Source organism: Streptomyces sp. NPDC005811 (genome assembly GCF_040630405.1).
GTDB lineage: Bacteria > Actinomycetota > Actinomycetes > Streptomycetales > Streptomycetaceae > Streptomyces.
Genome location: NZ_JBEXXK010000033.1, coordinates 100,716 through 125,990 on the forward strand (window position 1 = coordinate 100,716; position 25,275 = coordinate 125,990).

General features: G+C 72.3%; 25 protein-coding genes. 12 read left to right on the forward strand and 13 right to left on the reverse strand.

From position 1 onward, the window contains the following. Positions 1-207: 207 nt before the first annotated feature. On the forward strand, positions 208-996 hold the full coding sequence (locus tag ABZ490_RS31370) for a ferritin-like domain-containing protein (protein WP_358997391.1): 789 nt from the start codon (positions 208-210) through the stop codon (positions 994-996). 18 nt (positions 997-1,014) lie between these two features. Here the strand turns inward: ABZ490_RS31370 and corA are convergent, their stop codons facing one another. Next, entirely contained in the window at positions 1,015-2,010 is a 996-nt protein-coding gene (corA, locus tag ABZ490_RS31375; protein ID WP_358997394.1) for a magnesium/cobalt transporter CorA, read from the reverse strand. 62 nt (positions 2,011-2,072) lie between these two features. Between corA and ABZ490_RS31380 the strand changes: the two genes are divergently transcribed. The 5 genes from ABZ490_RS31380 to ABZ490_RS31400 all read left to right on the forward strand — a co-directional run bounded on the left by ABZ490_RS31380 (position 2,073) and on the right by ABZ490_RS31400 (position 6,752). Beyond that, entirely contained in the window at positions 2,073-2,759 is a 687-nt protein-coding gene (locus ABZ490_RS31380; RefSeq protein WP_358997397.1) for a histidine phosphatase family protein, read from the forward strand. Positions 2,760-2,846: 87 nt separating this feature from the next. Next, positions 2,847-3,437, forward strand: coding sequence for a DUF3090 domain-containing protein (locus ABZ490_RS31385; RefSeq protein ID WP_067250577.1), 591 nt, complete (start codon positions 2,847-2,849; stop codon positions 3,435-3,437). Beyond that, complete coding sequence (locus ABZ490_RS31390; RefSeq protein ID WP_358997401.1) at positions 3,401-4,234, forward strand: SCO1664 family protein; 834 nt, start codon at positions 3,401-3,403, stop codon at positions 4,232-4,234. The genes ABZ490_RS31385 and ABZ490_RS31390 overlap by 37 nt, the downstream gene beginning before the upstream one ends. A 114-nt stretch (positions 4,235-4,348) precedes the next feature. Beyond that, complete coding sequence (gene mshC, locus ABZ490_RS31395; RefSeq protein WP_358997405.1) at positions 4,349-5,578, forward strand: cysteine--1-D-myo-inosityl 2-amino-2-deoxy-alpha-D-glucopyranoside ligase; 1,230 nt, start codon at positions 4,349-4,351, stop codon at positions 5,576-5,578. A 196-nt stretch (positions 5,579-5,774) separates the two neighbouring features. Further along, on the forward strand, positions 5,775-6,752 hold the full coding sequence (locus ABZ490_RS31400; RefSeq protein ID WP_358997408.1) for a superoxide dismutase: 978 nt from the start codon (positions 5,775-5,777) through the stop codon (positions 6,750-6,752). Between the two features lie 74 nt (positions 6,753-6,826). Here the strand turns inward: ABZ490_RS31400 and ABZ490_RS31405 are convergent, their stop codons facing one another. The 8 genes from ABZ490_RS31405 to ABZ490_RS31440 all read right to left on the reverse strand — a co-directional run bounded on the left by ABZ490_RS31405 (position 6,827) and on the right by ABZ490_RS31440 (position 15,265). Next, the gene (locus ABZ490_RS31405) at positions 6,827-7,834 is read right to left on the reverse strand and encodes a PAC2 family protein (RefSeq protein ID WP_358997411.1); all 1,008 of its coding nucleotides are present in this window, start codon (positions 7,832-7,834) and stop codon (positions 6,827-6,829) included. Positions 7,835-7,965: 131 nt separating this feature from the next. After that, entirely contained in the window at positions 7,966-8,637 is a 672-nt protein-coding gene (locus ABZ490_RS31410) for a FadR/GntR family transcriptional regulator (protein WP_358997414.1), read from the reverse strand. Between the two features lie 74 nt (positions 8,638-8,711). After that, complete coding sequence (locus ABZ490_RS31415; RefSeq protein WP_358997417.1) at positions 8,712-10,040, reverse strand: amidohydrolase; 1,329 nt, start codon at positions 10,038-10,040, stop codon at positions 8,712-8,714. Further along, entirely contained in the window at positions 10,037-10,789 is a 753-nt protein-coding gene (locus ABZ490_RS31420; RefSeq protein ID WP_358997420.1) for a nucleoside phosphorylase, read from the reverse strand. Before ABZ490_RS31420 ends, ABZ490_RS31415 begins: the two co-directional genes overlap by 4 nt. Continuing rightward, entirely contained in the window at positions 10,786-11,652 is an 867-nt protein-coding gene (locus ABZ490_RS31425) for an ABC transporter permease (RefSeq protein WP_358997423.1), read from the reverse strand. The genes ABZ490_RS31420 and ABZ490_RS31425 overlap by 4 nt, the downstream gene beginning before the upstream one ends. Beyond that, the gene (locus ABZ490_RS31430; protein WP_358997425.1) at positions 11,652-12,692 is read right to left on the reverse strand and encodes an ABC transporter permease; all 1,041 of its coding nucleotides are present in this window, start codon (positions 12,690-12,692) and stop codon (positions 11,652-11,654) included. The genes ABZ490_RS31425 and ABZ490_RS31430 overlap by 1 nt, the downstream gene beginning before the upstream one ends. Before the next feature lies 1 nt (position 12,693). Beyond that, positions 12,694-14,232 (reverse strand): ABC transporter ATP-binding protein, encoded by a 1,539-nt coding sequence (locus ABZ490_RS31435; RefSeq protein WP_358997428.1) that lies wholly within the window; start codon positions 14,230-14,232, stop codon positions 12,694-12,696. Beyond that, positions 14,213-15,265, reverse strand: a complete 1,053-nt coding sequence (locus ABZ490_RS31440; protein WP_358997431.1) for a BMP family ABC transporter substrate-binding protein — start codon at positions 15,263-15,265, stop codon at positions 14,213-14,215. Before ABZ490_RS31440 ends, ABZ490_RS31435 begins: the two co-directional genes overlap by 20 nt. Before the next feature lie 305 nt (positions 15,266-15,570). Between ABZ490_RS31440 and mtnA the strand changes: the two genes are divergently transcribed. Further along, the gene (gene mtnA, locus ABZ490_RS31445; RefSeq protein ID WP_358997434.1) at positions 15,571-16,602 is read left to right on the forward strand and encodes an S-methyl-5-thioribose-1-phosphate isomerase; all 1,032 of its coding nucleotides are present in this window, start codon (positions 15,571-15,573) and stop codon (positions 16,600-16,602) included. Positions 16,603-16,666: 64 nt separating this feature from the next. Here the strand turns inward: mtnA and mtnB are convergent, their stop codons facing one another. Genes mtnB through ABZ490_RS31460 form a run of 3 tightly spaced genes read right to left on the reverse strand, consistent with a single transcriptional unit; the run spans position 16,667 to position 18,596 of the window. Then, the gene (gene mtnB / locus ABZ490_RS31450) at positions 16,667-17,275 is read right to left on the reverse strand and encodes a methylthioribulose 1-phosphate dehydratase (RefSeq protein ID WP_358997437.1); all 609 of its coding nucleotides are present in this window, start codon (positions 17,273-17,275) and stop codon (positions 16,667-16,669) included. Next, entirely contained in the window at positions 17,272-18,000 is a 729-nt protein-coding gene (gene mtnC, locus ABZ490_RS31455; protein WP_358997440.1) for an acireductone synthase, read from the reverse strand. The genes mtnB and mtnC overlap by 4 nt, the downstream gene beginning before the upstream one ends. Next, positions 17,997-18,596 (reverse strand): cupin, encoded by a 600-nt coding sequence (locus ABZ490_RS31460; RefSeq protein ID WP_358997443.1) that lies wholly within the window; start codon positions 18,594-18,596, stop codon positions 17,997-17,999. Before ABZ490_RS31460 ends, mtnC begins: the two co-directional genes overlap by 4 nt. Positions 18,597-19,139: 543 nt before the next feature. On the opposite strand from ABZ490_RS31460, the gene ABZ490_RS31465 reads away from it, so the two are divergent. Genes ABZ490_RS31465 through mtnK form a run of 4 tightly spaced genes read left to right on the forward strand, consistent with a single transcriptional unit; the run spans position 19,140 to position 24,013 of the window. Continuing rightward, positions 19,140-20,237: a substrate-binding domain-containing protein gene (locus tag ABZ490_RS31465; protein WP_358997446.1), complete on the forward strand. Its 1,098-nt coding sequence runs from the start codon at positions 19,140-19,142 to the stop codon at positions 20,235-20,237. Then, positions 20,224-21,744 carry a sugar ABC transporter ATP-binding protein gene (locus tag ABZ490_RS31470; protein WP_358997449.1) on the forward strand — a complete coding sequence of 507 codons (1,521 nt, stop codon included), beginning with the start codon at positions 20,224-20,226 and terminating at the stop codon, positions 21,742-21,744. Before ABZ490_RS31465 ends, ABZ490_RS31470 begins: the two co-directional genes overlap by 14 nt. A gap of 37 nt (positions 21,745-21,781) precedes the next feature. Continuing rightward, positions 21,782-22,828, forward strand: a complete 1,047-nt coding sequence (locus tag ABZ490_RS31475) for an ABC transporter permease (protein WP_358997452.1) — start codon at positions 21,782-21,784, stop codon at positions 22,826-22,828. A 15-nt stretch (positions 22,829-22,843) separates the two neighbouring features. Further along, a complete protein-coding gene (gene mtnK, locus ABZ490_RS31480; protein ID WP_358997455.1) occupies positions 22,844-24,013 on the forward strand; it encodes an S-methyl-5-thioribose kinase in 1,170 nt (389 codons plus the stop codon). A gap of 2 nt (positions 24,014-24,015) precedes the next feature. On the opposite strand, the gene ABZ490_RS31485 is transcribed toward mtnK, so the two are convergent. Then, a complete protein-coding gene (locus ABZ490_RS31485; RefSeq protein WP_358997458.1) occupies positions 24,016-24,555 on the reverse strand; it encodes an SMI1/KNR4 family protein in 540 nt (179 codons plus the stop codon). A 145-nt stretch (positions 24,556-24,700) separates the two neighbouring features. Here ABZ490_RS31485 and ABZ490_RS31490 point away from each other — a divergent pair. Beyond that, positions 24,701-25,275: transposase (locus tag ABZ490_RS31490; RefSeq protein WP_358997461.1), on the forward strand; the 575-nt coding region annotated here is incomplete at its 3' end.

The window sequence follows — 25,275 nt, forward strand, 5'->3', positions numbered from 1 at the left end:
TTCCCGCGGCGGGGCGTCCGCGGCGGGGAAGTTACCACGGCCGTGGTGGGGGCTCGGGGGTCTTCCCCGCCACGGCCGTCACGCAGAACAACGCGCCGGAGCGCACGCGGTTACGCCTCACGAGGGCGCCGTCGCTCTCATCCTTTCGGCCGAGTCCCCGCACCCCATCTGTTGCGGCACCTGTCGTCCCGCATTTGACTGATTTGCATGCTTTCGGCCAAGAATCTGTTCCAGGAGATCCTCGACCACGACGAGTCGTTCGCCCTGTTCTGCTCCATCGCCGCCGGCGGCGAGTCGCAGGGCGGCTGGGAGAACGCCCGGATCGCCGCGCTCGTCCCGCCGGACCAGCGCGACCTCGCCCCCAAGATCGCCCGCCACGGCGCCGACGAGGACAAGCACGGCCGCATCTTCAACGCCCTGATGAGGAAGCGCGGCGTCCGCCCCGTCCCGGTGCCGCCGGAGACGGACTACACGATGCTCCTGGAGCGCCACGGCATCGGCCTCGCCCACGACCGGCTCCGCGCCGACCGGCCGCTGACCGTCGCGGACATCGTCACCTACCTCGCCCACAGCCGCGTCACCGAGCAGCGCGCCTCCGAGCAGATGGACCTGCTGCGCCGGTACTTCGCCGACCACCCCGACATCGGCCGCGCGGTGAAGATGATCTCCCACGACGAGGACAACCACCTCGCCTACTGCCACGAGGAACTGCTGCGCCTCGCCCACGCCGGACACGGCCGCGCCATCCAGCGCACCCTGCGCGCGTGCGCGCTCGCCGAGATCCGTGTCTACCGGGACGTCAGCCTCGCCGTCATGGCCCACATGGGCCGCATCCTCGGCTGGCCGAGGGCCAGGTCCGCGGTCCTCGCGGCCGGGATCCACGGCATGTACGCCTGGGAGCGGTTCGCGGGCTGGCGGCGGATGGTGACCCTGGAGATGCCCGAGCACCGCGACGCCCTCGGCGGACCCGCCACCCCCGCCCCGGAGTACGCCTGAGCGCGCCGCCCGGAGGAGCTACAGCCAGCCCCGCCGCTTGAACAGCCGGTACAGCAGCGCCTCCAGGGCGGCCATCAGCGCGATCACCGCCGGGTACGACCACAGCCAGTGCAGCTCCGGCATGTGGGCGAAGTTCATCCCGTAGATCCCGGCGATCATCGTGGGCACGGCCGCCATCGCCGCCCACGCGGAGATCTTCCGCATGTCGTCGTTCTGGCGGACGCTCATCTGCGCCAGATGCGCGCTGAGGATGTCGGAGACCAGCCGGTCCAGGCCCTCCACGGACTCGTTCACGCGCGTGAGGTGGTCGTTGACGTCCCGGAAGAAGGGCCGCGCCTTCTCGTTGACGAAGGGCAGCCCGGAACCGAGCCCGCCGGTGTCCGCCAGGCGGGTCATCGGCGGCACCAGGGGCACGGAGGCGCGGCGGAACTCCAGCAGCTGCCGCTTGAAGCCGTAGATCCGTGACGCGGTGTGCCGCGAGCCGTCGCCCGTCGGCGAGAACACCTCCGCCTCCAGCTCCTCCAGATCGGTGCCGAGCTCGGTCACCACCTCCAGATAGTGGTCGACGATCGCGTCCGCGACGGCGTACAGCACCGCCGTGGGCCCCTTGGCGAGGATCTCCGGCTCGTCCTCCAGCCGCCGCCGGACCGCGCCCAGCGGGGAGCCCTCGCCGTGCCGGACGGTCACCACGAAGGCGTCGCCGAGGAAGACCATGATCTCGCCGGAGGACACGGTGTCGCCCTCGGGCTCGTACACGACCGGCTTGAACACCTGGAACAGCGAGTCGTGGTAGACCTCCAGCTTGGGCCGCTGATGGGCGTTGAGGGCGTCGTCCACGGCCAGCGGATGCAACCCGCACTCCGCGGTGACGTGCTCGAACTCGTCCTCGGTGGGCTCGTACAGCCCGATCCACACGAAACCGCCCGACGCCCGCGCCTCGGCAAGGGCGTCGGACAGGTCCTCCGGCCCCTCCGCCCGACGCCCGTCGCGGTAGATCCCGCAGTCGACGATCACGGAGCGTATTCTCCCCTCGCCCGCCCCCCGGCGCACGCGCGCGTGAGCCTAGGCTGGGCCGCATGCCCACGTTGATCCTTGTCCGGCACGGACGTTCGACCGCCAACACCTCCGGAGTGCTCGCCGGCTGGACGCCCGGTGTCGCGCTCGACGAGCGCGGGGCCGCGCAGGCCGCCGCGCTCCCCGGCAGGCTGGAGGGGCTGCCGCTCGCCGCGGTCGTCGCGAGCCCCCTGCAACGCTGCCAGGAGACGATCCGGCCCCTCCTCGACGCCCGCCCCGGCCTGCCCGCCCACACCGACGACCGGATCGGGGAGGCCCACTACGGCGACTGGTCGGGGCGCAAGCTCGCCGAGCTGAAGGACGAGCCCCTGATGGAGGTCGTCCAGGCGCACCCGTCCGCGGCCGCCTTCCCCGGCGGTGAGTCGATGCGCGCCATGCAGACCCGCGCCGCCGAGGCCGTGCGCGAGTGGAACGCGCGCGTGGAGCGCGACCACGGCGCCGACGCCGTCTATCTGATGTGCTCGCACGGCGACATCATCAAGTCGCTCGTGGCGGACGCCCTCGGACTCCATCTCGACCTCTTCCAGCGGATCTCCGTCGAACCGTGTTCCATCACAGCGATCCGTTACACCCGGCTGCGCCCCTTTCTCGTACGCCTCGGCGACACCGGCGACTTCGCCTCCCTGGCGCCGCGCGAGGAACCCCCGAGCGGCGACGCGACGGTCGGGGGCGGCGCGGGCGCACCGTGATCGTCGGCCGCAGTAGGGTGAAGCGGTCCACACACACGCGTACACGCATGGACGTTCCCGAACCCACGACTCCCATGGAGACAGGACGTGTCCCGTCAGGTGTTCCTCTACGACCCCCCGGACCGCTTCGTGGCCGGTACGGTCGGACTGCCCGGGCGCCGTACCTTCTTCCTCCAGGCCACCTCCGGCGCCCGGGTGACCAGTGTGGCCCTGGAGAAGACCCAGGTCGCCGCGCTCGCCGAGCGCATGGACGAGCTGCTGGACGAGGTCGTACGCCGTAGCGGGGGAAGCGCCTCGGTGCCCGCCGTGGCGCCCGCCGAGAACGCCGACACCGCCCCCCTCGACGCGCCCGTCGAGGAGGAGTTCCGGGTCGGCACCATGGCCCTCGCCTGGGACGGCGAGGAACAGCGCATGATCGTCGAGGCGCAGGCGCTCGTGGAGCTCGAGGCCGACTCCGAGGAGGACCTCGCCGAGGCCGAGGAACGGCTCCTCCAGGACGAGGAGAACGGACCCCCGATGCTGCGGGTCCGGCTCACCGGCGCGCAGGCGCGAGCCTTCGCCAAGCGCGCCCTCGACGTCGTCAACGCCGGCCGGCCGCCGTGCCCGCTGTGCAGCCTGCCGCTCGACCCGGAAGGACACGTATGTCCGCGCCAGAACGGATACCGCCGCGGGGCGTGACGACCACCGACCCGGCCTCCGCCGACCTCCTCGCCCGGGGCGAGCTGACCGTACGGGGCCGTATCCGCGACGCCTCCAACGCCGCCCTGTACTGCGCCGTCGTCCACGAGGGCCGGGAGGCCGCCTGCGTCTACAAGCCCGTGGCCGGCGAGCGGCCCCTGTGGGACTTCCCCGACGGCAACCTCGCCCGGCGCGAGGTCGCCGCCTACGAGGTCTCCGAGGCGACCGGCTGGGGCCTCGTACCGCCCACCGTGCTGCGCGAGGGGCCGTACGGCGAGGGCATGTGCCAGCTGTGGATCGAGGTGGCCCCGGAGGCCGAGCTGCTCGCCCTGGTCGACGGCGAGGAACCGGAGCCGGGCTGGAAGGCGATCGGCTTCGCCGAGGTCGGCGAGGGCCGCACCGCGCTGCTGGTGCACGCCGACGACGAGCGGCTGCGGCGGCTCGCCGTCCTCGACGCGGTGATCAACAACGCCGACCGCAAGGGCGGCCACCTCCTGCCCACCGCCGACGGCCGGCTCTACGGCATCGACCACGGAGTGACCTTCAACACCGAGAACAAGCTGCGCACCCTCCTGTGGGGCTGGGCGGGCGAGCCCCTGACGGGCGAGGCGGTGGACGTCCTCAAGGGCCTCAAGGCCGCGCTGGAGCCCTCCGGAGCGCTCACCGGCACCCTGACCCCGCTCATCACCCCGGCGGAGCTGGACGCCACGCGCGCGCGGGTCGACGAGCTCCTGGAGAGCGGCCGACACCCCGAGCCCGGGGGAGAGTGGCCCGCCATCCCCTGGCCGCCGGTCTGACGGACCGGATGCGTGCCGTATGCACACGGGGCGGAAACGCGCAAGAGCGCCTTCCCGGTCATCCGGCCCGCTCCGGCTCGTATGCACAACATCCGTCCGGGTTACGCTCATGACATGCATGCCTGGCCCGCTTCCGAGGTCCCCGCCCTGCCTGGTCAGGGCCGCGACCTGAGGATCCACGACACCGCGACCGGTGGTCTGGTCACCCTTGACCCCGGTCCCGTCGCCCGTCTCTACGTCTGCGGCATCACGCCGTACGACGCCACCCACATGGGACACGCGGCGACCTACAACGCGTTCGACCTCGTCCAGCGCGTGTGGCTCGACACCAAGCGGCAGGTTCAGTACGTCCAGAACGTCACCGACGTCGACGACCCGCTCCTGGAGCGCGCCGAGCGCGACGGCGTCGACTGGGTCGCCCTCGCCGAGAAGGAGACCACCCTCTTCCGCGAGGACATGACCGCCCTGCGGATGCTCCCCCCGCAGCACTACATAGGCGCCGTCGAGGCGATACCCGGCATCGTCCCGCTCGTCGAACGGCTCCGTGACGCGGGCGCCGCCTACGAGCTGGACGGCGACATCTACTTCTCCGTCGAGTCCGACCCGCACTTCGGCAAGGTCGCGAACCTCGACGCCGCCGCCATGCGGCTGCTGTCCGCGGAGCGCGGCGGCGACCCGGACCGCCCGGGCAAGAAGAACCCCCTCGACCCGATGCTCTGGATGGCCGCCCGCGAGGGCGAGCCCAGCTGGGACGGCGGCTCCCTCGGCCGCGGCCGCCCCGGCTGGCACATCGAGTGCGTCGCCATCGCCCTGGACCACCTGGGCATGACCTTCGACGTCCAGGGCGGCGGCTCCGACCTCGCCTTCCCGCACCACGAGATGGGCGCCTCGCACGCCCAGGTGCTCACCGGCGAGTTCCCCATGGCCAAGGCCTACGTCCACGCCGGCATGGTCGCCCTGCACGGCGAGAAGATGTCCAAGTCCAAGGGCAACCTCGTCTTCGTGTCCCAGCTCCGCCGGGACGGCGTCGACCCCGCCGCGATCCGCCTCTCCCTGCTCGCCCACCACTACCGCGCCGACTGGGAGTGGACCGACCAGGTCCTCGCGGACGCCGTCGCCCGCCTCGGCCGCTGGCGCGCCGCCGTGTCCCGCCCCGACGGACCGCCCGCCGAGGCCCTGGTGGACGAGATCCGCGAGGCCCTCGCGCACGACCTCGACGCCCCGGCCGCGCTGGCCGCCGTCGACCGCTGGGCCGCCCTCCAGGAGGAGCGGGGCGGCACCGACATCAGCGCCCCCGGCGTCGTCTCCCGGGCCGTCGACGCCCTGCTCGGCGTCGCGCTGTAAGGAGCGCCGCACACCGCCCACAGGGGGCCCTCCACCGGTTCGCCCGGTGCAGGGCCCCCTTCCGTTCCGCGCTCGCTGTCGAAATGCTGTGGACCGGCCACGACCGCCTGTGGCCGCGGGGGTCCCTGTGGTGAGGTGGGGCGGTAGTCGACCGCCGGACCGGCCCCTGCCGGTCCCCTTCGCGGAAGGACGCTCCGTGGCACCCACACACGGTTCCTTCGCACATCCCCTCACCCGCCGCAGACTGCTGGCCCTGGGCACCGCGACCTTAGGCGCCGCCTCACTCGGCACCTCCGCCCACGCCACCTCCGCCCACGCCACCGCCTTCTGGCCGGACGTCATCCCCCTGCCCGACGGCTTCCGCCCCGAGGGCATCACCATCGGCCGCGCCCCCTATGCCTACCTCGGCTCCCTCGGGGACGGCTCCCTCTACCGCGCCGACCTGCGCACCGGCGAGGGCACCGTCATCTCCACGGGCCCCGGCACCCCCTCCGTCGGCCTCAAACTCGACGACCGGGGACGGCTGTTCGTCGCCGGACGCGACACGGGCGCCCGGGTCGTGGACGCGCGCAGCGGCGAGATCCTCGCCTCCTACCCGCTCGCCACCACCACCCCCACCTTCACCAACGACGTGTACCTGACCCCGCGCGCGGCCTGGTTCACCGACTCCTACCAGCCGGTCCTGTACGCCCTGCCGCTCGGCCGGCGCGGTGAACTCCCGGACGCCGCCGACGTCGTACGCCTCCCGCTGAGCGGCGACTGGACCCAGGTCGCCGACGGATCCGTGAACGCCAACGGCATCACCCGCACCCCCGACGGCTCGGCGCTCCTCGTCGTCCAGAGCGGCGCCGGGGGACTGCACCGCGTCGACCCGCGCACCGGCGTCACCACGCTCGTCGACCTCGGCGACGCGGCGCCCCTCACCAACGGCGACGGACTGCTGCGCACCGGGCGCACGCTGTACGCCGTACAGAACCGGCAGAACGCGATCGACGTGTTCACCCTGGCCGCCGACGGCCGCGGCGGTGTCTTCCGGCGCCGGATCACGGACACCGGCTTCGACGTGCCGACCACGGTCGCCGCCCTCGGGAACCGGCTCTACCTGCCCAACGCCCGCTTCACGACGACACCGACGCCCGCCACGACATACACGGTCGTCGCCGTCCCGGCATGACGAAGGGGCGGTGCGTTCCAGGAACGCACCGCCCCGATCGGCACAGCCTCAGCACAGTCCCGGCACAGCCTCGGTCAGTCCTCCGACGAATCCCCGTCGCCCGGCGCATCCCCGGTGCCACCGGCCTCACCGGCCCCACCGGCTTCCTCCGACTCCCCGGCCTCACCGGACTCGCTGCTCTCGCCGCTCGGCCGCGGCGGCCTCGGGGGACGGGTCCGCTCACCGGGGTCCGGCGGGCCCCCGCCGTCCCGGCGCCGCAGATAGCGCTCGAACTCACGGGCGATCGCCTCGCCCGACGCCTCCGGCAGCTCCGCCGTGTCGCGGGCCTCCTCCAGCGTCTGGACGTACTCCGCGACCTCGCTGTCCTCCGCCGCCAGCTGGTCCACGCCCACCTGCCACGCCCGCGCGTCCTCGGGCAGCTCGCCCAGCGGGATCCGCACGTCGATCAGATCCTCGAGCCGGTTGAGCAGGGCCAGCGTCGCCTTCGGGTTCGGCGGCTGCGAGACGTAGTGCGGTACGGCCGCCCAGAGCGACACCGCCGGCACGCCCGCGTGCGTGCACGCCTCCTGGAGCACGCCGACGATGCCCGTCGGCCCCTCGTACTTGGTCTCCTCCAGGTCCATCCGCCGCGCCAGATCGGCGTCGGACGTCGTCCCGCTGATCGGGACCGGACGGGTGTGCGGGGTGTCCCCGAGCAGGGCACCCAGGATGACCACCAGCTCCACGCCCAGCTCGTGCGCGAAACCGAGCAGCTCGTTGCAGAACGAGCGCCAGCGCATGGACGGTTCGATACCGCGCACCAGCACCAGGTCCCGCGGCTTGTCGCCGCCGACCCGCACCACGGACAACCTTGTCGTGGGCCACGTGATCTTGCGCACGCCGCCGTCCATGAACACCGTGGGGCGGTTCACCTGGAAGTCGTAGTAGTCCTCGGCGTCCAGCGCCGCGAACACCTCGCCCTTCCACTCCCGCTCCAGATGCGCGACCGCGGTGGAGGCGGCGTCGCCGGCATCGTTCCAGCCCTCGAACGCGGCCACCATGACCGGGTCGATCAGCTCGGGAACCCCCTCGAGCTCGATCACCCAGCGCCTCCTTCCGACGTGCCCTCGCCTGACCACCCAACCTTACGGCGTTCCGCGGGGGCGCCCGCAGCCCCCTTGCACGGGGGAGTGAACGGATCACTGCCCCGTTCGCCCCGCTCGAACACCCCGCCTCAGAGGGTGGACCGCAGCCACTGCTCCACGCTGGCGATGTGCACGGTCGCCCAGGACCGCGCCGCCTCCGCGTCCCGGTCGCGCAGCGCCGCCAGGATCGCGCGGTGCTCGCGCAGGGTCCCGGTGACCGCGTCCTCCTGGGTCAGTCCCCGCCAGATCCGCGCCCGGGTGGTCGGCCCGGACAGCCCGTCGAGCAGCGAGCACAGCACCGAGTTCCCCGCGCTCTGCACGATGCGCCGGTGGAACTCCAGGTCGCAGGCGACCAGTTCCTCCACCGACGGTGCCTCCCCCAGCTTGTCCAACTGGGCGTCCAGCGCGTCCAGTTGCTGCTCGCTGATCCGGAGCGCGGCCATCGCGGTCGCGGCCGGCTCCAGGATGCGGCGCACCGCGAGGAACTCCAGGACCGTGTCGTCGCGGTGGAAGTCGACGACGAACGACAGCGCCTCAAGCAGCAGTTGGGGATCGAGGCTGGTCACATAGGTGCCGTCGCCCTGGCGCACGTCCAGGATCCGGATCAGCGACAGGGCGCGCACCGCCTCCCGCAAGGAGTTGCGGGACAGCCCCAGTTCGGCGGCCAGCTCGCTCTCCTTGGGGAGCCGTTCGCCCGGGCGCAGCGCACCCGAGACGATCATGCCCTTGATCTTCTCGATCGCCTCGTCGGTGACTGCCACGACCAACCTCCCTCTCACTCCCCGACCAGCTCGGACCAGCTCGGACCAGCCCAGACATCGGATGTCTCAGGTCATTATGCGCGCGGCACCGCGTCACCGGGGAGCGATCCGACGAGAACCTCCAGGTCGGCGACCGCCGCCCGCTCGTCGAGCGTCGTCAGCACACGGTCCCGCATCAGCACCCGCCCGTCCACGACCGTGTCCCGCACATCCGCCGAGTGCGCCGCGTACGCCAGCGTCGACCACGGGTCGTGCGCGGGGCGCAGATGGGGCGCGTTCAGATCCAGCACGATCAGATCGGCCCGCTTGCCCGTCTCCAGGGACCCCAGCCGGTCCCCGAGCCCCAGCGCCCGCGCCCCCTCGGCCGTCGCCATCCGTACGGCCTGCTCCGCGCCGACCGCCGTGGGGTCGCCGCCCGCCTTGTGCACGAGCGCCGCCTGCCGCACCGCCCCCAGCACGTCCAGCGAGTTGGAGCTGACCGCCCCGTCCGTCCCCAGCCCCACGGTCACGCCCGCGCTCAGCAGCCGTGGCACCGGCGCGATCCCGCACCCCAGCTTCAGATTCGACACCGGGCAGTGCGCGACGGCCGTGCCTGTGCGGGCCAGCGCCGCGATCTCCGGACCCGTCAGGTCCACGGCGTGCGCCAGCAGCACATCGGGGCCGAGCAGCCCGAGCGAGTCCAGCAGCTCCACCGGCCGCCTGCCGTGCCGCACCTCGACCGTCGCCACCTCGGTGGCGTTCTCCGCCGCGTGGATGTGCACCAGCGCGCCGAACTCCCGCGCCAGCGCGAACACCTCGGTGAGCTGCCCGGGGGAGAGGGTGTACGCCGAGTGCGCGAAGACCACCGGCCGGTACCCGCCCCGCGCCGCGCCCCGGGCCCGAAGATCCCGCCGCGCCCAGTCCAGCCGCGCCGCGAAGTCCCTGCCGTCCGGCGGATCCGGCACGTCCATGAACGTCGGCCCGGTCAGCAGCCGCCAGCCCGCCGCGAGCGCCGCCTCCTCGGCCGCCTCGTGGAACCAGTACATGTCCAGCGCCGAGGTCACCCCGGCCCGTACGCTCTCCGCGATCGCCAGCCGGACCGCCGCCGCCACGTTCTTCGGCTCCAGCAGCTCGGCCTCCCACCGCAGCACCCGCTCCAGGAACCCCTGGAGCGTGACGTCGTCGGCGCGGCCGCGCAGCAGGGTCATCGCGAGATGGGTGTGGGTGTTGATCAGCCCGGGCAGGACCAGACAGCCCTCGGCGTCGATCTCCTCGGCGGCCTCGTACCGCTCGCGAAGGTCCGCCGACGGGCCCACGGCGAGGATCTCCCCGTCGCGGACGGCGACCGCCCCGTCCCGTACGACGGTCCCGGCCTCGTCGACGGTGAGCACGTCACCGCCGTGCACCAGCAGATCGATGCTCACGCCGACTCGTCCTCCGCCAGCAGCCGCAGCGCCTCCAGCGACACGACCGCGCCCCGCTCGACCCCGGCCGCGACGACGTCCCGGTGCGGGTTGTAGCCGCCCGTCGACTCCTCGTCGACCAGCTCGTCGGCGTTCGCCCCGTCCACGACCAGCACACCGCCGGCCACCAGCCCGCGCAGCGAGGCCGTGACCAGCAGCGCCGACAGCTCCATCTCGATCGCCGCGAGCCCGGCGCCGTCGTAGGAGAAGAGGGGCAGGAGCCCCGGCTGGAAGGCCGCCCGGGTCCACACGAGCCCGCGGTGGTGCGGGGCGCCCTGCTCACGGGCCGCCCGCTGGAGCGCGAACACGGCCTCCGGGCTGGCGACCGCCGGGTACTCCGGGGGCAGCAGCTGGTGCGTGACACCGTCGTCGCGGACGGCGGCCTCCGCGATGACCAGGTCGCCGTCGCCGATGCCCGGCTTCATCGCACCCGCCGTACCGAACCGCAGGAAGACCCGCACCCCCGCGTCCGCCAGCTCCTGGAACAGCAGGATCGCGCCCGGCGCGCCCACCCCGTGCGAGGCGACGACCACCGGCAGACCCTTCCAGCTGCCGCTGAACACCCGGTACTCCCGGTGGTACGACACCTCCTCGGCGCCGTCGAGCAGCGCGGCGACGGCGGCGGCGCGCGCCGGGTCGCCGACGACCACGGCGTGCGCGGGCAGACCGGTGCGGGGGATACGGGTGATGGGCAGGAGGTCCTGCGTCATGAACGTGCTCCAGTGGGACGGGGGGTGCGACGGCGGCGGGCCGTCGTCAGGAACAGGGCGCCGAGCGTGACGACGTACGGCGCGGCGTCGGTCGCCTGCTGCGGCAGGCCGAGGCCCTGGAGACGGAACCCGGCCGCCTCCGCGAGCCCGAACAGCAGCGCCGCGAGCAGGACTCCGAGCGGTGCGGCCCGGCCGAGCATGACGGCCACCACAGCGATCCAACCACGGCCGGCCGTCATGTTCTCGGTGAACAACGTGACGTTGCCGAGCGCGAGTTGGGCGCCGGCCAGACCGCACAGCATGCCGGAGAGGAGGATCACGCCGTACTGGTACGTCGCCGGACGCACCCCGAGCGTGGCCGCCGCTTCGGGCGCCTCGCCGACCCCGCGCAGCCGCAGCCCCCACACATGCCGGGACAGCAGCAGCGCGGCCACCGCGACCGCCGCCCAGGAGAGGTAGGCGAGCGGGCTGAAGCCGCCGATCAGCGGGAGCCCCTGGAGGGACGGGTCGTCGAAGGTGCCCTGTACACCGAAGACCGTACGCAGCAGGAAGCTGGTCAGCCCGACGGCGAGGAGGTTCATCGCGATGCCGAGGACCACCGCGTCGCCTTTCAGCGTCACCGCCCCCACCGCCAGGATGAGCGAGTACGCCGCCGCCGCGAGGGCCGCCGCGAGCACGCCCAGCCAGGGGCTGCCGGTGAACCAGCTGGTGGCCACCGAGGTGAAGCAGCCGAGCAGCATCATCCCTTCGAGGCCGATGTTGAACACCCCGGCCCGCTCGCACAGGGCACCGCCCAGCGCGGCCAGCAGGATCGGGGTCAGCGCGCGCAGCGCCGACATCACGAGGTCGGAGTCGAGGAACATCAGACGGCCTCCCGCTTCCGGAACAGTCGACGGGGGAAGCGCAGCCGGGCCGCCAGGAACACGATCACGATGGCCTGGAGCACCTGCGTCAGCTCGCGCGGCACCTCGGTGGTCCGCTCCATCGCGAGCCCGCCGACCTGGAGGACCGCGAAGAAGAACGCGGCGATCACCGTGCCGAGCGGGGCCGCGCCGGCCAGCAGCGCCGCCGTCAGCCCGGTCCAGGTGTAGCCGGGCGCGGTCAGCGAGCCGTCCACGAAGCGGTACGGGAAGCTCAGCACCCCGATGGCGCCGACCAGCCCCGCGAGACCCCCGGAGACGGACATCAGCTTCAGCGTCAGGCCCCGGCGCTCGACACCGGCGTACGCGGAGAACCGCGCGTTGAGGCCCGTCATCCGGATCTCGTAGCCGAGCGCGGTGCGCCGGTCGGTGAACCAGTACGCGGCGGCGGCCACCGCGACGAGGACCAGCCCGAGGGTGACCGTCGAGTCGCCGAACGCGGGCAGCGCCACGCCGTCCGGCAGGGCGCGGGTCTGCGGCAGGCTGGAACCGGGCTCCTTGAGCGGGTAGCGGGCCAGGTAGGAGGCCAGCGACACCGCCGGGTAGCTCAGCAGCAGACTGCTGACCAGCAGCGGGACCCCGAGCAGGTTCTCGCACAGCGCGGCCAGGACCGCGTACCCGGCGCCCGCCGCCGTGCCCGCCAGCAGGGCCAGTACGACGGTGAGGGGAGCGGGCAGCGGGGAGTTGAGCCCGGTCACCGCGGCGGTGATCCCGCCGAGGACCAGTTGCCCGTCGCCGCCGAGGTTGATCAGCCCGGCCCGCAGCGGGACCGCCAGCGCGAGCGCCAGGCCGAGCACGCTGGTGGTGGTCGTCAGGGTCGCGCCGATGCCGTCGCCGCCGAGCGCGCCGGTCAGGACGGCCTCGTACGCGGTGAACGGGTCCGCGCCGGTGCCGACGAGGAACAGCGCGCCGATGACCAGGCCCGCGAGCACGGAGAAGGTGAGCGGGGAGCGCAGCGCCCCCGCGAGGGATGTACGTGTCATGTCAGTCCGTGGCCTCCGCCGCTTCCGGGGCCGGGGCGGCGGCGCCCGCCATCGCCAGGCCCAGCGTCCGCTCGTCCGCCTCGTCCTTGGTGTACGACGCCGCGACGCGGCCCTCGTACATCACCAGGACCCGGTCCGCGAGCCCGCGGATCTCGCTCAGCTCGGCCGAGACGAGCAGGACGGCGTGACCGGCGTCGCGGTAGGCGATCAGCTGGTCGTGGATGTTCTGGATGGCGCCGATGTCCACCCCGCGCGTGGGCTGCTCGACGAGCAGCAGCGGGGCGTCATGGGCGAGTTCCCGCCCGATCAGCAGTTTCTGGAGGTTGCCGCCGGACAGCGCCGAGGCGGGCACCTCGGTGGTCGCCGCCTTGATCCCGAACCGCTCGACGAGCCGTCGGGCGTGCGCGCGGACGGCGGCGGGCGGCAGCAGCCCGCGGGAGGAGAGGGACGTACGGTGATGCCCCATCGCCAGGTTCTCCGCGACCGTCGCCGCGGGCGCCGTACCGACCGCGTGGCGGTCCTCGGGGACGTAGGCGAGTCCCTTCGTCCGGCGTTCGGCGGCCGAGGCGTGGGTGATGTCCTCGCCCCGGAGCGTGACCCGGCCCGCGGCGACCGGCCGCAGCCCGGCCAGCGCCCCGACCAGCTCGCTCTGTCCGTTGCCGGCCACTCCCGCGATGCCCACGATCTCCCCGGCGTGGACACGGAGGTCCACTCCGTGGACGGCGTCCGTGGCGAGGTCCTCGACGGAGAGGACCGCCTCGCCCGGTGTGCCGGGGGCGTGCACCCGGTCCAGCTCGACCGACCGGCCGGTCATCGCGGCCGCGATCTCGTCGGCGGTCGTGTCCGCGGTGACCAGCCGGGCGACGACCCGGCCGTCCCGCAGGACCGTCACCCGGTCCGAGCCCTCCAGCACCTCACGCAGCTTGTGGGTGACGAGGACGACCGTACGGCCCTGCGCGGTCAGCGACTTGAGCACGGCGAACAGGGCGTCCGCCTCCGCCGGGGTGAGCACGGCCGTCGGCTCGTCGAGGATCAGCGTGCGCGCGCCCCGGTGCAGCAGCTTCAGGATCTCCACCCGCTGGCGCAGCCCGACCGGCAGCTCACCGACGCGGGCGTCCGGGTCGACGGCCAGCCCGTGCTCCTCGGCCAGCTCGCGCACCCGGCGCCGCGCGGCGGCCCGGTCCACCAGGCCGAAGCGGCGCGGCTCGGCGGCGTACACGACGTTCTCGGCGACCGTCAGCGAGTCGAACAGCTTGAAGCTCTGGTGGACCATGCCGAGCCCGGCGGCCATCGCGGCCGACGGGCTGGCGAAGGTCACGTCCCGGCCCTCGACGCGGATCGTCCCGGCATCCGGACGCTCCATGCCGTACAGCACCGACATCAGCGTGGACTTGCCGGCGCCGTTCTCGCCCATCAGGGCGTGGATCTCGCCCCGGCGGACGCTCAGATCGACGGCGTCGTTGGCGAGCGTGCCGGGGAACCGCTTGGTGATTCCCCGGAGCTCGACCGCGAGCGCGGACTCAGGAGGCGGCGGGGTCATCGACCTTCAGCTCTCCGGACACGATCTGGTCGCGCAGCGCCTCGACCTTCGTCAGGACGTCCTTGTGGTCGGCGATCACGCACTTCGAGGAGTCGACGCCGTCCTCCAGACCGGTCAGGCTGATGCCGCCCTCCTTCAGGCCGTACGAGACGGTCGTGCCCGTCGTGCCGCCCAGCACCGACTCGATGCCCTTCTCGACGGCGACGTCCGTGCGCTTGATCACGTTGTCGACGACCGTGCCGGGCGCCGAGGGGCACTGGTTGACGTCCACGCCGTACGCGTACGCCCCCTTGGCCTTGGCGGCCTCGAACACGCCGTAGTTGCCCGCCGCCGCGGCCGCCATGATCTGGTCGTAGCCCTTGGCGAGCAGGGTGTTCGCCTGCTCCTTGGCCCGCGCCGAGTCGTCGAACGGCGACTGGCCGCCGACGAACCGGGTGGACGTCTCGGTCTTCGCGGCGACCTGCTTCGCACCGGCCGCGAACGGGTCGCTGTAGCGGCGGAACTGGGGCGTGTCGAGCACGTCCACCGCGCCGACCTTGCCCGACTTGCTCAGCAGTCCGGCCTCGGCGCCCGCGAGGTAGACACCCTCGTGCTCACGGAACACCGCGCAGCTGACGTTCTTGTACGTCTTCGTGGTGCAGGCGTCGACGATGAGGAACTGCTGGGCCGGGTTCTTCTCGGCCTGCTGGGCGACGATGTCGGCGAACTCGAAGCCGACGAGGACGATGACGTCCGGCTTGGCGTCCACCGCGGCCTGCACGTTCTGCTGCTGGGAGGCGGAGTCGGTGGACTCGTAGACCTTCTGCGTGCCGTCGTGGGCCTTCGCCGCGTCCTTGATGCCGGTCACGGCCAGCTTCAGGAACTCGTTCTGCCCGACGGCGTCCGGGGTGACGAGCGTGAAGGACTTGCCGCTGCCGCCGCTCGCGCTGTCGGAGGCGTCGTTCTTGGCGGCGGCGTTGCACGCGGTGGCGGCGCCGACGAGAAGGGTGGTGGCGGCAACGGCCTGGAGGGTGCGACGGGTTCTGCGGGACATCGGGGAACCTTCCGGAGGTACGGCGAGCCACGCTCGGCGGTGAGCGGGTGAAGGGAGAGAGCCTCAGAGGGGTGACGGGGAGCCGGGAGAGAGCCTCAGCGTCGACAGCCGTCGCCGGCACACCGGCCGAAGTCGAGGAAACGGCGCTGGGTGAGCATCATGCGTCTCCTCCTTCGTCTCGGTCTGCGGACTGGGTGCTGGACTGTAACACCCGTTTCCGGACAGGTGCGCGACTGTCTCGAACTATGGTTCTCCCAGGTCATGTACGGTGGCGGACACCACCGGATCATCAGGAGTGTCCCGATATGTCCCAGGAACTGCGTGCTGTCGCCTGGACCGGAAACAGCCTCGCGCTCATCGACCAGACGGTGCTGCCGCACCGCAACGAGACCGTGGATGTCCGCGATGTGGACACACTGGTGGACGCGATCCAGCGGCTCGTCGTACGCGGCGCCCCCGCCATCGGCGCGGCCGGCGGCTACGGCGTCGCCCTCGCGATACTCCAGGGGGAGCGCGAGGGCTGGACCGGGGCCGAGGTGCGCGCGGCCGTCGCACGGGTGCGCGAGGCACGGCCCACCGCCGTCAACCTGATGGTGTGCGTCGACCGCGTCATGACCCGCTTCGACGAGGGCCTCGACGCGGTCCTCGAGGAGGCGGCCGCCGTCCAGCGCGAGGACGTCGAGGCCAACCGCGCGATGGGCGTCTTCGGCGCCGACTGGCTGCTGAAGCGGGTCGGCGAGGACCGGCCGCTGCGGATCCTCACCCACTGCAACACCGGCGCCCTCGCCACCGCCGGCTGGGGCACCGCCCTCGGCGTCATCCGCGAACTCCACGCCCGCGGCCGCGTCGAGGTCGTCTACGCCGACGAGACCCGCCCCCTCCTCCAGGGCTCCCGCCTCACCGCCTGGGAACTGGTCCAGGAGGGCATCCCGCACTACGTCCAGGCCGACGGGGCCGCCGCCGGCACCATCCTGCGCCGCGAGGTCGACGCGGCGATCGTCGGCGCCGACCGGATCGCCGCCAACGGCGACACCGCCAACAAGGTCGGCACCGTGGGCGTGGCCCTCGCCTGCGCCGACGCGGGCATCCCGTTTCTGGTGGCGGCACCGACGACCACGGTGGACCTCGCCACCCCGGACGGCGACGCCATCCACATAGAACTGCGCGGCGGGGACGAGGTGCTGGAGTGGGCCGGCGTCCGCACCGCTCCGGCCGGGTCGCGGGGCCACAACCCCGCCTTCGACGTGACACCCGGGCGGCTGGTGACCGGTCTGGTCACCGAGCGCGGGGTGCTGGAGGTCTCGGCGGGCGAACTCCCGGGCGATCGGCTGAAGTAGCCGCTGAAGCAGGCAGAGAAAGAAGGGATCTCCGGCCCGGAGATCCCTTCTTTCTTTTCCTGCTTCAGCGGCGGGTGAGTTCCAACTCCAGCAGCCACTCGACGACTTCGGTGTGATGGCGGGCCTGGCGCGGGTTCTCCCCCCACACGTACAGCCCGTGCCCGGCGACGACCACGGCCGGCATCCGGGGCTCACGGGCCGCTTCCAGCCGGTCCCCGAGCACCTTCATGTCCTGGCTGTTGGCGATGACCGGCAGGGTCACCTCGACGTCGTGGGCGGGCTGGCCGACGCCCTTGAGCATCTCCAGGTCCCTGAAGACGATCCCGCCGGGATGCCGGTGGCCCAGCGCGACGGACGCCACCGTGTGCACATGCACCACGGCTCCGGCGCCCGTCAGCGCGGCGACCCGCGCGTGCAGTTCGGCCTCGGCGGACGGCCTGCCGCCCCGCACCGCCGCCCCCTGACCGTCCACCAGCACCACGTCCGCGGGCGTCAGTTCGCCCTTGTCGTGGCCGCTCGCGGTCACCGCGAGCCGCAGCGGGTCGCGGGAGAGCACCACGGAGAGGTTCCCCGAGGTGCCCCGCATCCAGCCGAAGGAGGCGAACCGGGCGGACTCGGCGGCGAGGACCGCGCCGGCCTCCTCCAGGTCGAGTGCGGAGATGTCGGTGCTCACGTGGTGCTCCTCGAAACGGTGATCTCGTCGAACGTCCCCGCCTGCGCGTGGTCGCCGACGCCCTGCTCGTAGTACGGCTCCCCGGGCCGCCGGATCCCGACGGTGTGCCAGCCGGCCTCGCGGGCCGCGTCCAGCTCGCCCGGCCGGTCGGAGAGGAACAGGAGACGGTCCGGGGCGGTCCCGGTCGCCTCCGCGATCCGGCGGTACGACGCCGGCTCCTGCTTGGGTCCCGCGTTCTCGGTGTCGTACAGCCCCGACACGAGCCGCGTGAGGTCGCCCTCCGGGCTGTGGGTGAACCACGCCCGCTGCGCCGGCACCGAGCCGGAGGAGTAGACGTACAGCCCGAGCCCCGCCGTGTGCCAGGCGCGCAGCGCCGGGACGACGTCGTCGTAGAAGTGCGAGACGAGGTCGCCGCGGGCGAACCCCTCGGACCAGACGATGCCCTGCAGCGTCTTCAGCGGGGTCGCCTTGCGGTCGTCGTCCAGCCAGGCGTTCAGCGTCTTCTCGACCGCGGCCGCGTCGGCGTCCGGCTCACCGGTCAGCTCCCGCACCTGGGTGATCGCCCGCGCCACGGCGGGCTCGGCGGCCCGCTCGCCGAGCAGCTCGGCGAACCGGGCGCGCGAGTACGGGTAGAGCACGTCGACGACGAAGCCCGTGGCGCTCGTGGTGCCCTCGATGTCGAGCACCACGGCGGCCACGTCGAAGCGCGGGCCGTGCAGGGTCACGCGGCACCCTTGTCGGCCGCGTACCCGGCGGCGATCGTGTCGTAGTCCGGGAAGCGCGCGGCGATCGGGGAACCGGTGAAGGTGCCGATCCAGCCGTCCTCCTCGTGGAAGAAGCGGATCGCGGTGAAGGACGGCTTCGTGCCCATGTCGAACCAGTGGGTGGTGCCGCGCGGCACGCCCAGCAGGTCGCCCTTCTCGCAGTAGACGGCGTGCACCTCGCCGTTCACGTGCAGATAGAAGATGCCGGAACCGGAGACGAAGAAGCGGACCTCGTCATCGTCGTCGTGCGTGTGCTCCTGGAGGAACTTCTCGCGGGCGGCCTTCGCCTTCACCGGGTACTCCGGGTCGTCGCTCGGGTGCAGACCGAGGACGTCGACGGTGGTGAAGCCCTCCTGCGCGTTCAGCTTCTCGATCTCCGGGCCGTACGCGGCGAACACCGTGTCGCTGTCGGCGTCGAAGGGGACGTCCTCGCGGATCGGCCACTGCTCGTAGCGCACGCCCAGCGGCTTGAGCGCCTCGGCGATCTCGGCGGGGTCGGAGGTGCGGCGGACCAGGCTCTCCGGGCCGGACTCGGCCCAGCTCGTCAGCAGCGTCATGGGGGCAACTCCAGCTGTCTGGAAGGGATGTCCGGATACCGAGACGGAACCGGACGGAATCTTTCGGGTACGGCGTGAGGGGAGGGGCGGCGGTGGAACGTCACTCAGCCGCGACACGGCGCGCCGGGACAGCGCCGCATGCCGGGCATGCGCAGCGCGTTCGCGCAGGGTGTCGTCATCGGGGCCTCACTTGCCGGGACGGGTGCCGGTCCGCCGATGGTAACTCCCGACGGGGGACGGGCCGCCTGTGACGTAATCGTTGTCTCGTATGGTGAGATTAGGTGTCCATGTCTTTGACGGGTGGCTGAAAACGTTCTCATGATCTCCCTATGAAGACGCTGCTGCTCGTGCGGCGGCTGTACGTGGACCTGCTCCGGTCGACCACGGCCAGCTGTCGCTGACCTCTCCCGGAGCTTTGACGCGCCCGTGTTCTCCCGGGCGTTCCCCGCTCTCCGCGCGGTGGCTCGTTCCCGTCCCCCGCTCCGGGCTCACGCACTCCCTTCGCCTTCCCTCTTCTGCGCCACCCCGCCCTGGAGCCGTGTCATGTCCCGTACCCGTCTGCCCTTCGCCGCGCTCTCGCTGGCCTCCGTCTCCGCCCTCGTCCTGTCCGGCTGCTCCCAGTCCTCGGACGCCTCCAAGGACTCCGGCGACACCGCGGCCTCCGCCTCCGCCGCCACCGGCAAGAAGCCCGCCCCCTTCAGCAAGGGCACCGTCAAGGTCGCCCTGGTCCGGCAGAGCGGCGCAGGCGACTACTTCGAGCAGTGGGGCAACGGCGCCAAGGCCCAGGCCAAGGCCCTCGGGATCGACCTCACCGTGTACGACGCCCAGGCCGACAACGCCAAGCAGGCCACCGACCTGTCCTCGGCGATCAACTCCGGCGCCCAGGCGATCATCATCGACCACGGCTTCCCGGCGACCATCCAGCCCGAGATCGACAAGGCCGTGAAGAAGGGCATCAAGGTCGTCGTCTACGACGTCGAGACCGCCACGAAGGGCGTCGTCTCCACCAAGCAGGACGACGCGAGCATGGCCAAGGCCGTCCTCGACGTGATGGCGAAGGAGGTCGGCAAGGACGCCGAGGTCGGCTATGTCAACGTCGCCGGCTACGCGGCCCTCGACAAGCGCGACACCGTCTGGAAGTCCACCGTGGCCTCCGAGGGCTGGAAGCAGCAGTTCAAGGTCGGCAAGGTCACCGACTCCACCGCCACTGACAACGTTCCCCTGGTCTCCGCCGCGCTCACCCAGCACGCCGACGTGGCCGGCGTCTTCGCCCCCTACGACGAGCTCGCCAAGGGCACTGTCCTCGCCGTGCAGAACAAGAAGCTCCAGGACAAGGTGAAGGTCTTCGGCGCGGACGTCTCCAACGCCGACATCCAGCAGATGACCGCCACCGACAGCCCCTGGGTCGCGACCGCCGGCACCGACCCCTCCGCCGTCGGCGCGGCCGTCGTCCGCACCACCGCGCTGGAGCTGGCCGGACAGCTGAACAAGACCTCCGTCGAGTTCCCGGCCGTCGCCATCACCCAGGACTTCCTGCGCGAGAAGAAGATCGCCAACATGGACGAACTCCGCGCGGCGCTGCCCGCGCTGAACCTGTCGGAGGTCTCGACCGCGGACTGGATCTCGAATGTCGCCCACTGAGACGCCGGCGGTCGCCCTCACCGACGTCAGCATGGCGTTCGGCGGGAAGACCGTCCTCGCCTCCGTCTCGCTGGACATCGCCCCGGGCAGCGTGGTCGCGCTGCTCGGCGCGAACGGCGCCGGCAAGTCCACCCTGATCAAGATCCTGTCGGGCGTGCACACGGACCACGGGGGCGAGGTGCGGGTCGCCGGGGAACCCGCGGCTCTCCAGTCCCCGCTCGCCGCCCGCCAGTTGGGCATCCAGACCGTCCACCAGCGAATCGGTGAGGGCATCGTGCCCGGCCTCAGTGTCGCCGAGAACCTGGTCTTCGAGGAACTCGCCCAGAAACGCGGCAACCCCTTCCTCGGCGGCCGTGCCACCCTTGCCCGAGCCCGCGAGATCCAGGCGGGCCTCGGCCTGGACTGGAGCGACGCCGTGCTCAAGCAGGACGTCACCGAACTCGGCATCTCCGACCGGCAGTTGCTGATCCTCGCGCGCGCCCTGGCCACCCGGCCCCGGCTGCTCGTCCTCGACGAGCCGACCTCCGCGCTCTCCGCCGCCGAGGCGGACCGTCTCTTCGCGCTCATCCGCAGGATGCGCGAGGACGGCATCGCCGTGCTCTACGTCTCCCACCGCCTCGGCGAGATCGACGCGCTCGCCGACCGGCTGGTCGTCCTGCGCGACGGGCTCCTCACCGAGGACCAGGCCCGGCCGTTCGACTGGGACGCCGCCCTGCGCGCGATGCTCGCCCAGGCCCAGGAGGCGACCACGGCCCGGCCCGTCCGGGAGGGCGCCGAAGGAGACGTGGTGCTGTCCCTGCGGGGCGTCCGCCTCTTCGACGGCCGCTCACCCCTGGACCTCGATCTGCGCACCGGCGAAGTCACCGGAGTCGTCGGCCTGTTGGGCGCCGGCAAGACCGAACTGGCCCGCGGCCTGTTCGGTGCCGAGCCCTTCACCACCGGCACGGTCGAACTGGCCGGCACGGCCTACGCCCCACGCCGCCCCGCCGACGCCATCCGGGCCGGCGTCCATCTGGTCCCCGAGGACCGGCACGCCGACGCCCTCGTGCCCGGCTGGTCGATCGCGCAGAACGTCTCCCTGCCGTTCCTGAAGTCCCTCTCCCGCGCGGGCCTGGTCCGGCGGTCCGAGGAGGACGCCCTCGGCCGGGCCACCGTCGAGGCCCTCGGGGTCGTCACCCGCGACGAGCACAGCACCGTCGAGGAGCTGTCCGGCGGCAACCAGCAGAAGGTCGTCGTCGGCCGCTGGCTCGCCGAGACCCCCCGCGTCCTCATCCTGGACGAGCCGTTCCGGGGAGTGGACATCGGCGCCCGCCGTGACATCGGCCGCCGGGCCCGGACGCTCGCCGCCGAGGGCGCCGCCGTCCTCGTCCTGTCCGCCGACGTCGACGAGGTCCTCGAGATCGCCGACCGGGTCGTCGTCCTCGCGGCCGGCGAGATCCACCTCGACGCCCACGGCGAGGACGCCGAGCGCGACCGCGTCATCCAGACCATCTCGGCGTCCGTCTGACGCCGGCCCGCCCCACGAAGTCCCGGGAAAGCACCCCATGACCACCACCCAGAGCACCGAGGCCCCGGCGAAGGCGGCCACCCCGCCGGCCCCCGCCACGGCCGCACGCGTCCAGAACGCCGTCATCAAGTACGGGTTCATCTTCGTCACGGTCGCGCTCTTCCTGTACTTCGCGCTGACCGAGGGCTCCTTCCGTGAGTCGGCGACCCTCCTCGACACCCTGCGGTACGTCTCCGTCGCCGCGATCCTCGGCCTCGGCGTCACCCTCACCATGGCCGTCGGCGGAATGGACATGTCCGTCGGCGCCGTCGCCGGACTCGGCGTCTCCGTCGCCGCCCAGACCATGGTCGTCTTCAACCAGGTCGGCACGGTCGCGATCCTCGCCGTCCTGGTCGCGGGCGCCCTCGCCGGACTGCTCAACGCCCTGCTGATCGTCGTCCTGAAGATCCCCGACATGCTCGCCACCCTCGGCACCATGTTCGTCATCCAGGGCAGCAAACTGATCCTCGTCGACGGCCAGTCGATCACCCCCGGCATGACCCTGGACGACGGCTCCACCGCCCCCGGCAGGTTCACCGACGGCTTCCTGAAGATCGACCGGGGCACCGTCCTCGGCGTCCCGGTCTCCGTGCTGATCTTCGGCGCCCTCACCGTCGCCGCCTGGGTCTTCCTCGCCCGCACCCGCTGGGGCCGGATCCTGTACGCCATCGGCGCCAACCCCGAGGCCTCCCGTCTCGCCGGCATCCGTGTCGGCGCCTACCGCGCCCTGGCCTACGTCGTCTCCGGCGTCCTCGCCTCCGTCGGCGGACTCATCCTCGCCTCCCGCATCGGCCAGGGCGACGTGTCGGCGGGCACCTCCCAGCTGCTCGAAGCGGTGGCCGTGGCACTGGTCGGCACCTCCGTGCTCGGCCGGGGCCGCCCCAACGTGTGGGGCACCGCGCTCGGCGCCGTCCTGATCGGCATCATCACCACCGGCCTCACCATCAAGGGCCTGCCGTACTACACCCAGGACGTCGTCGAGGGCGCGGTCCTCATCCTCGCCCTGGTCTTCAGTTTCACCCTGTCCAAGCGCCGCACCGCATAAGGGAGTTCACCGACCATGGGCTACCGCGTCCTGGAGACCGACGACATCCCGGCGTACCTGCGCGAGCGGGGACACTGGCCGGACGGCGAGGACATCACCGTCCGGGAGGTGTCCGACGGCAACATCAACCGTGTCTTCCTCGCCTCGAACGCCGACGGCACCCGCGGCCTCGCCCTCAAGCAGGCCCTGCCCTGGGTCCGGGTCGCCGGCCCCTCCTGGCCGCTCAGCCCCGACCGCGCCGACGCCGAGGCCCGCGCCTACGAACAGGTCGCCAAGGTCGCGCCCGACAAGATCCCCGCGGTCCAGGGCTACGACCCCGAGCACTTCGCCCTCGTCATGGAGGACCTCTCCGATCTGGAGGTCCTGCGCACCGCCCTCAACGAGGGCGCCCCCTACGGCCCGCACACCTCCGCCCGCATCGGTGAGTTCGTCGCCCAGCTCACCTTCGCCACCAGCGACTTCGGTATGACCTCCGCCGACCGCAAGGCCCTCCTCGCGATCTCGGCGAACCCCGAACTCTGCAAGATCACCGAGGATGTCGTCCTCTCCGAGCCCTACCTCGAGCACGAGCACAACCACTGGCACCCGGACCTCGACGACCTGGCCACCGCCTTCCGCGCCGACGCCCGGCTGCGCACCGAGGTCGCCGACCTCCGCCACACCTTCATGACCGGCGCCCAGGCCCTCCTCCACGGCGACCTGCACACCGGCAGCATCATGGTGGGCGAGCGCGAAGGCGCCCCGGTGGTCCGCGTCTTCGACCCCGAGTTCTCCTTCGTCGGACCGATCGGCTACGACCTCGGCCTGTACTGGGCCAACGCCCTGGTCTCGGAGGAGCGGGCGCGGGCGCTGGGGACTTCGCAGGACCACGCCGAGCAACTCCGGCTGTCCTGGGAGGCGTTCGAGACGGAGTTCCGCCGGCTGTGGCCGACCCGTGTCGACACCTTCTTCGACGACGCCTACCTCGACCGCTTCCTGCGCCGCGTGTGGACGGACGCGGTCGGCTTCGCCGGCACGGAGATCGTCCGCCGGATCATCGGCTTCGCCCACCTCACCGACCTCACGACCCTCCCGGACCCGGTCCCGGCGTCCCGGCGGGCCCTGCTCCTCGGCCGTGAACTGATCGTGCGGCGCGAAGAGCTGAGGACCCCCGACGAGGTGCGGGCGCTGGTGGACGCGCTCTGAACTCACTCGGCGTCGAACCACTCCTTCCCCGCGGCCCAGTGAGCGACCCAGGCGGCGAAGCCGGACGCGCAGGTCGTGTAGCCGAACTCGGCGCCGAAGGGCATGGCGCCCACATCGGTGATGTGCCATATGTGGCCGCGGTGGGGGCCGGTGACGACGAGGTGCCAGAACATGCCGCAGCCGTCGGTTCCGAGGACGACCGAGCCATGGTCGCCGACCTGGTCCATGACGGCCTCGGGGTCGTCGTACGGCCCGTCGTCCTCCTCCCACAGCCACCCCTGCGTCAAGGGGAACGGCTTGCCCAACACCTGCTTCTCGGTGCCCTCGGCGAGCCCCACCATCCCGTACTCCGGTGGCCCCTGATACGACCCGTCGGTCATCTCCGCCACGAACGTGCGATACGGCTCCGGCAGCACGACCCCGTGCTGCTTCTCGAAGGCGTGCACGGCCTCCCAGCCCAGCGCCGACGCGCCGCCGTCGGCCACGGCGAAGGCCTCCCGCAGGGCCGCCAGTTCGGCGGGATCCGCCTGTTCGGTGTTCATACGTCCATGGAAGCACCCGGCACCGACAACGAGGGGGCGGCTCCGCCTTCGCGGACACTGTTGGTGAATGCCTCTGCGTGCGTGACATCGGTCTGTGCCACCGGGTTGGTGGTAGAGACCGACGTTGCGTGTGAGGGGGCTGAAGGTGTCGTTGCGTCCGGGGGCGCTGGGAGAGGTGCCTGAGGAGACGGCGCGGGTGGCCCGCGCTGCCTTCCCCAAGGGGTGTTTGGCGCTTCGGGTGCGGGATGTGCTGGGCCCGGTGTTCAGCGATGCGGAGTTCGCCGGGCTGTTCTCGCACCGGGGACGGCCCGCGGCCTCGCCCGGCCGTCTGGCCATGGTCCTGGTGCTGCAGTTCACGGAAGGGCTGTCGGACCGGCAGGCCGCCCACTCGGTGCGCTCGCGTATCGACTGGAAGTACGCCCTGGGCCTGGAGTTGACCGACTCCGGCTTCGACTTCTCGGTGCTCAGCGAGTTCAGGGACCGGCTGATCACCGGCGGTGTGGAGGCGAGGATGCTGGATGCGGTGCTGGAGAGCGCCTCGGGCGCCGGTCTGCTCAAGGCGGGCGGACGGCAGCGCAGCGACGCGACGCATGTCCTGGCGGCGGTGCGGGAGGTCAACCGGCTGGAGTCGGTCGTCGAGACGCTGCGGGCTGCGCTGAACGCGCTGGCGGTGGCGGCCCCGCGGTGGCTGGCTGGTCTGGCCCGGCCGGAGTGGTTCGA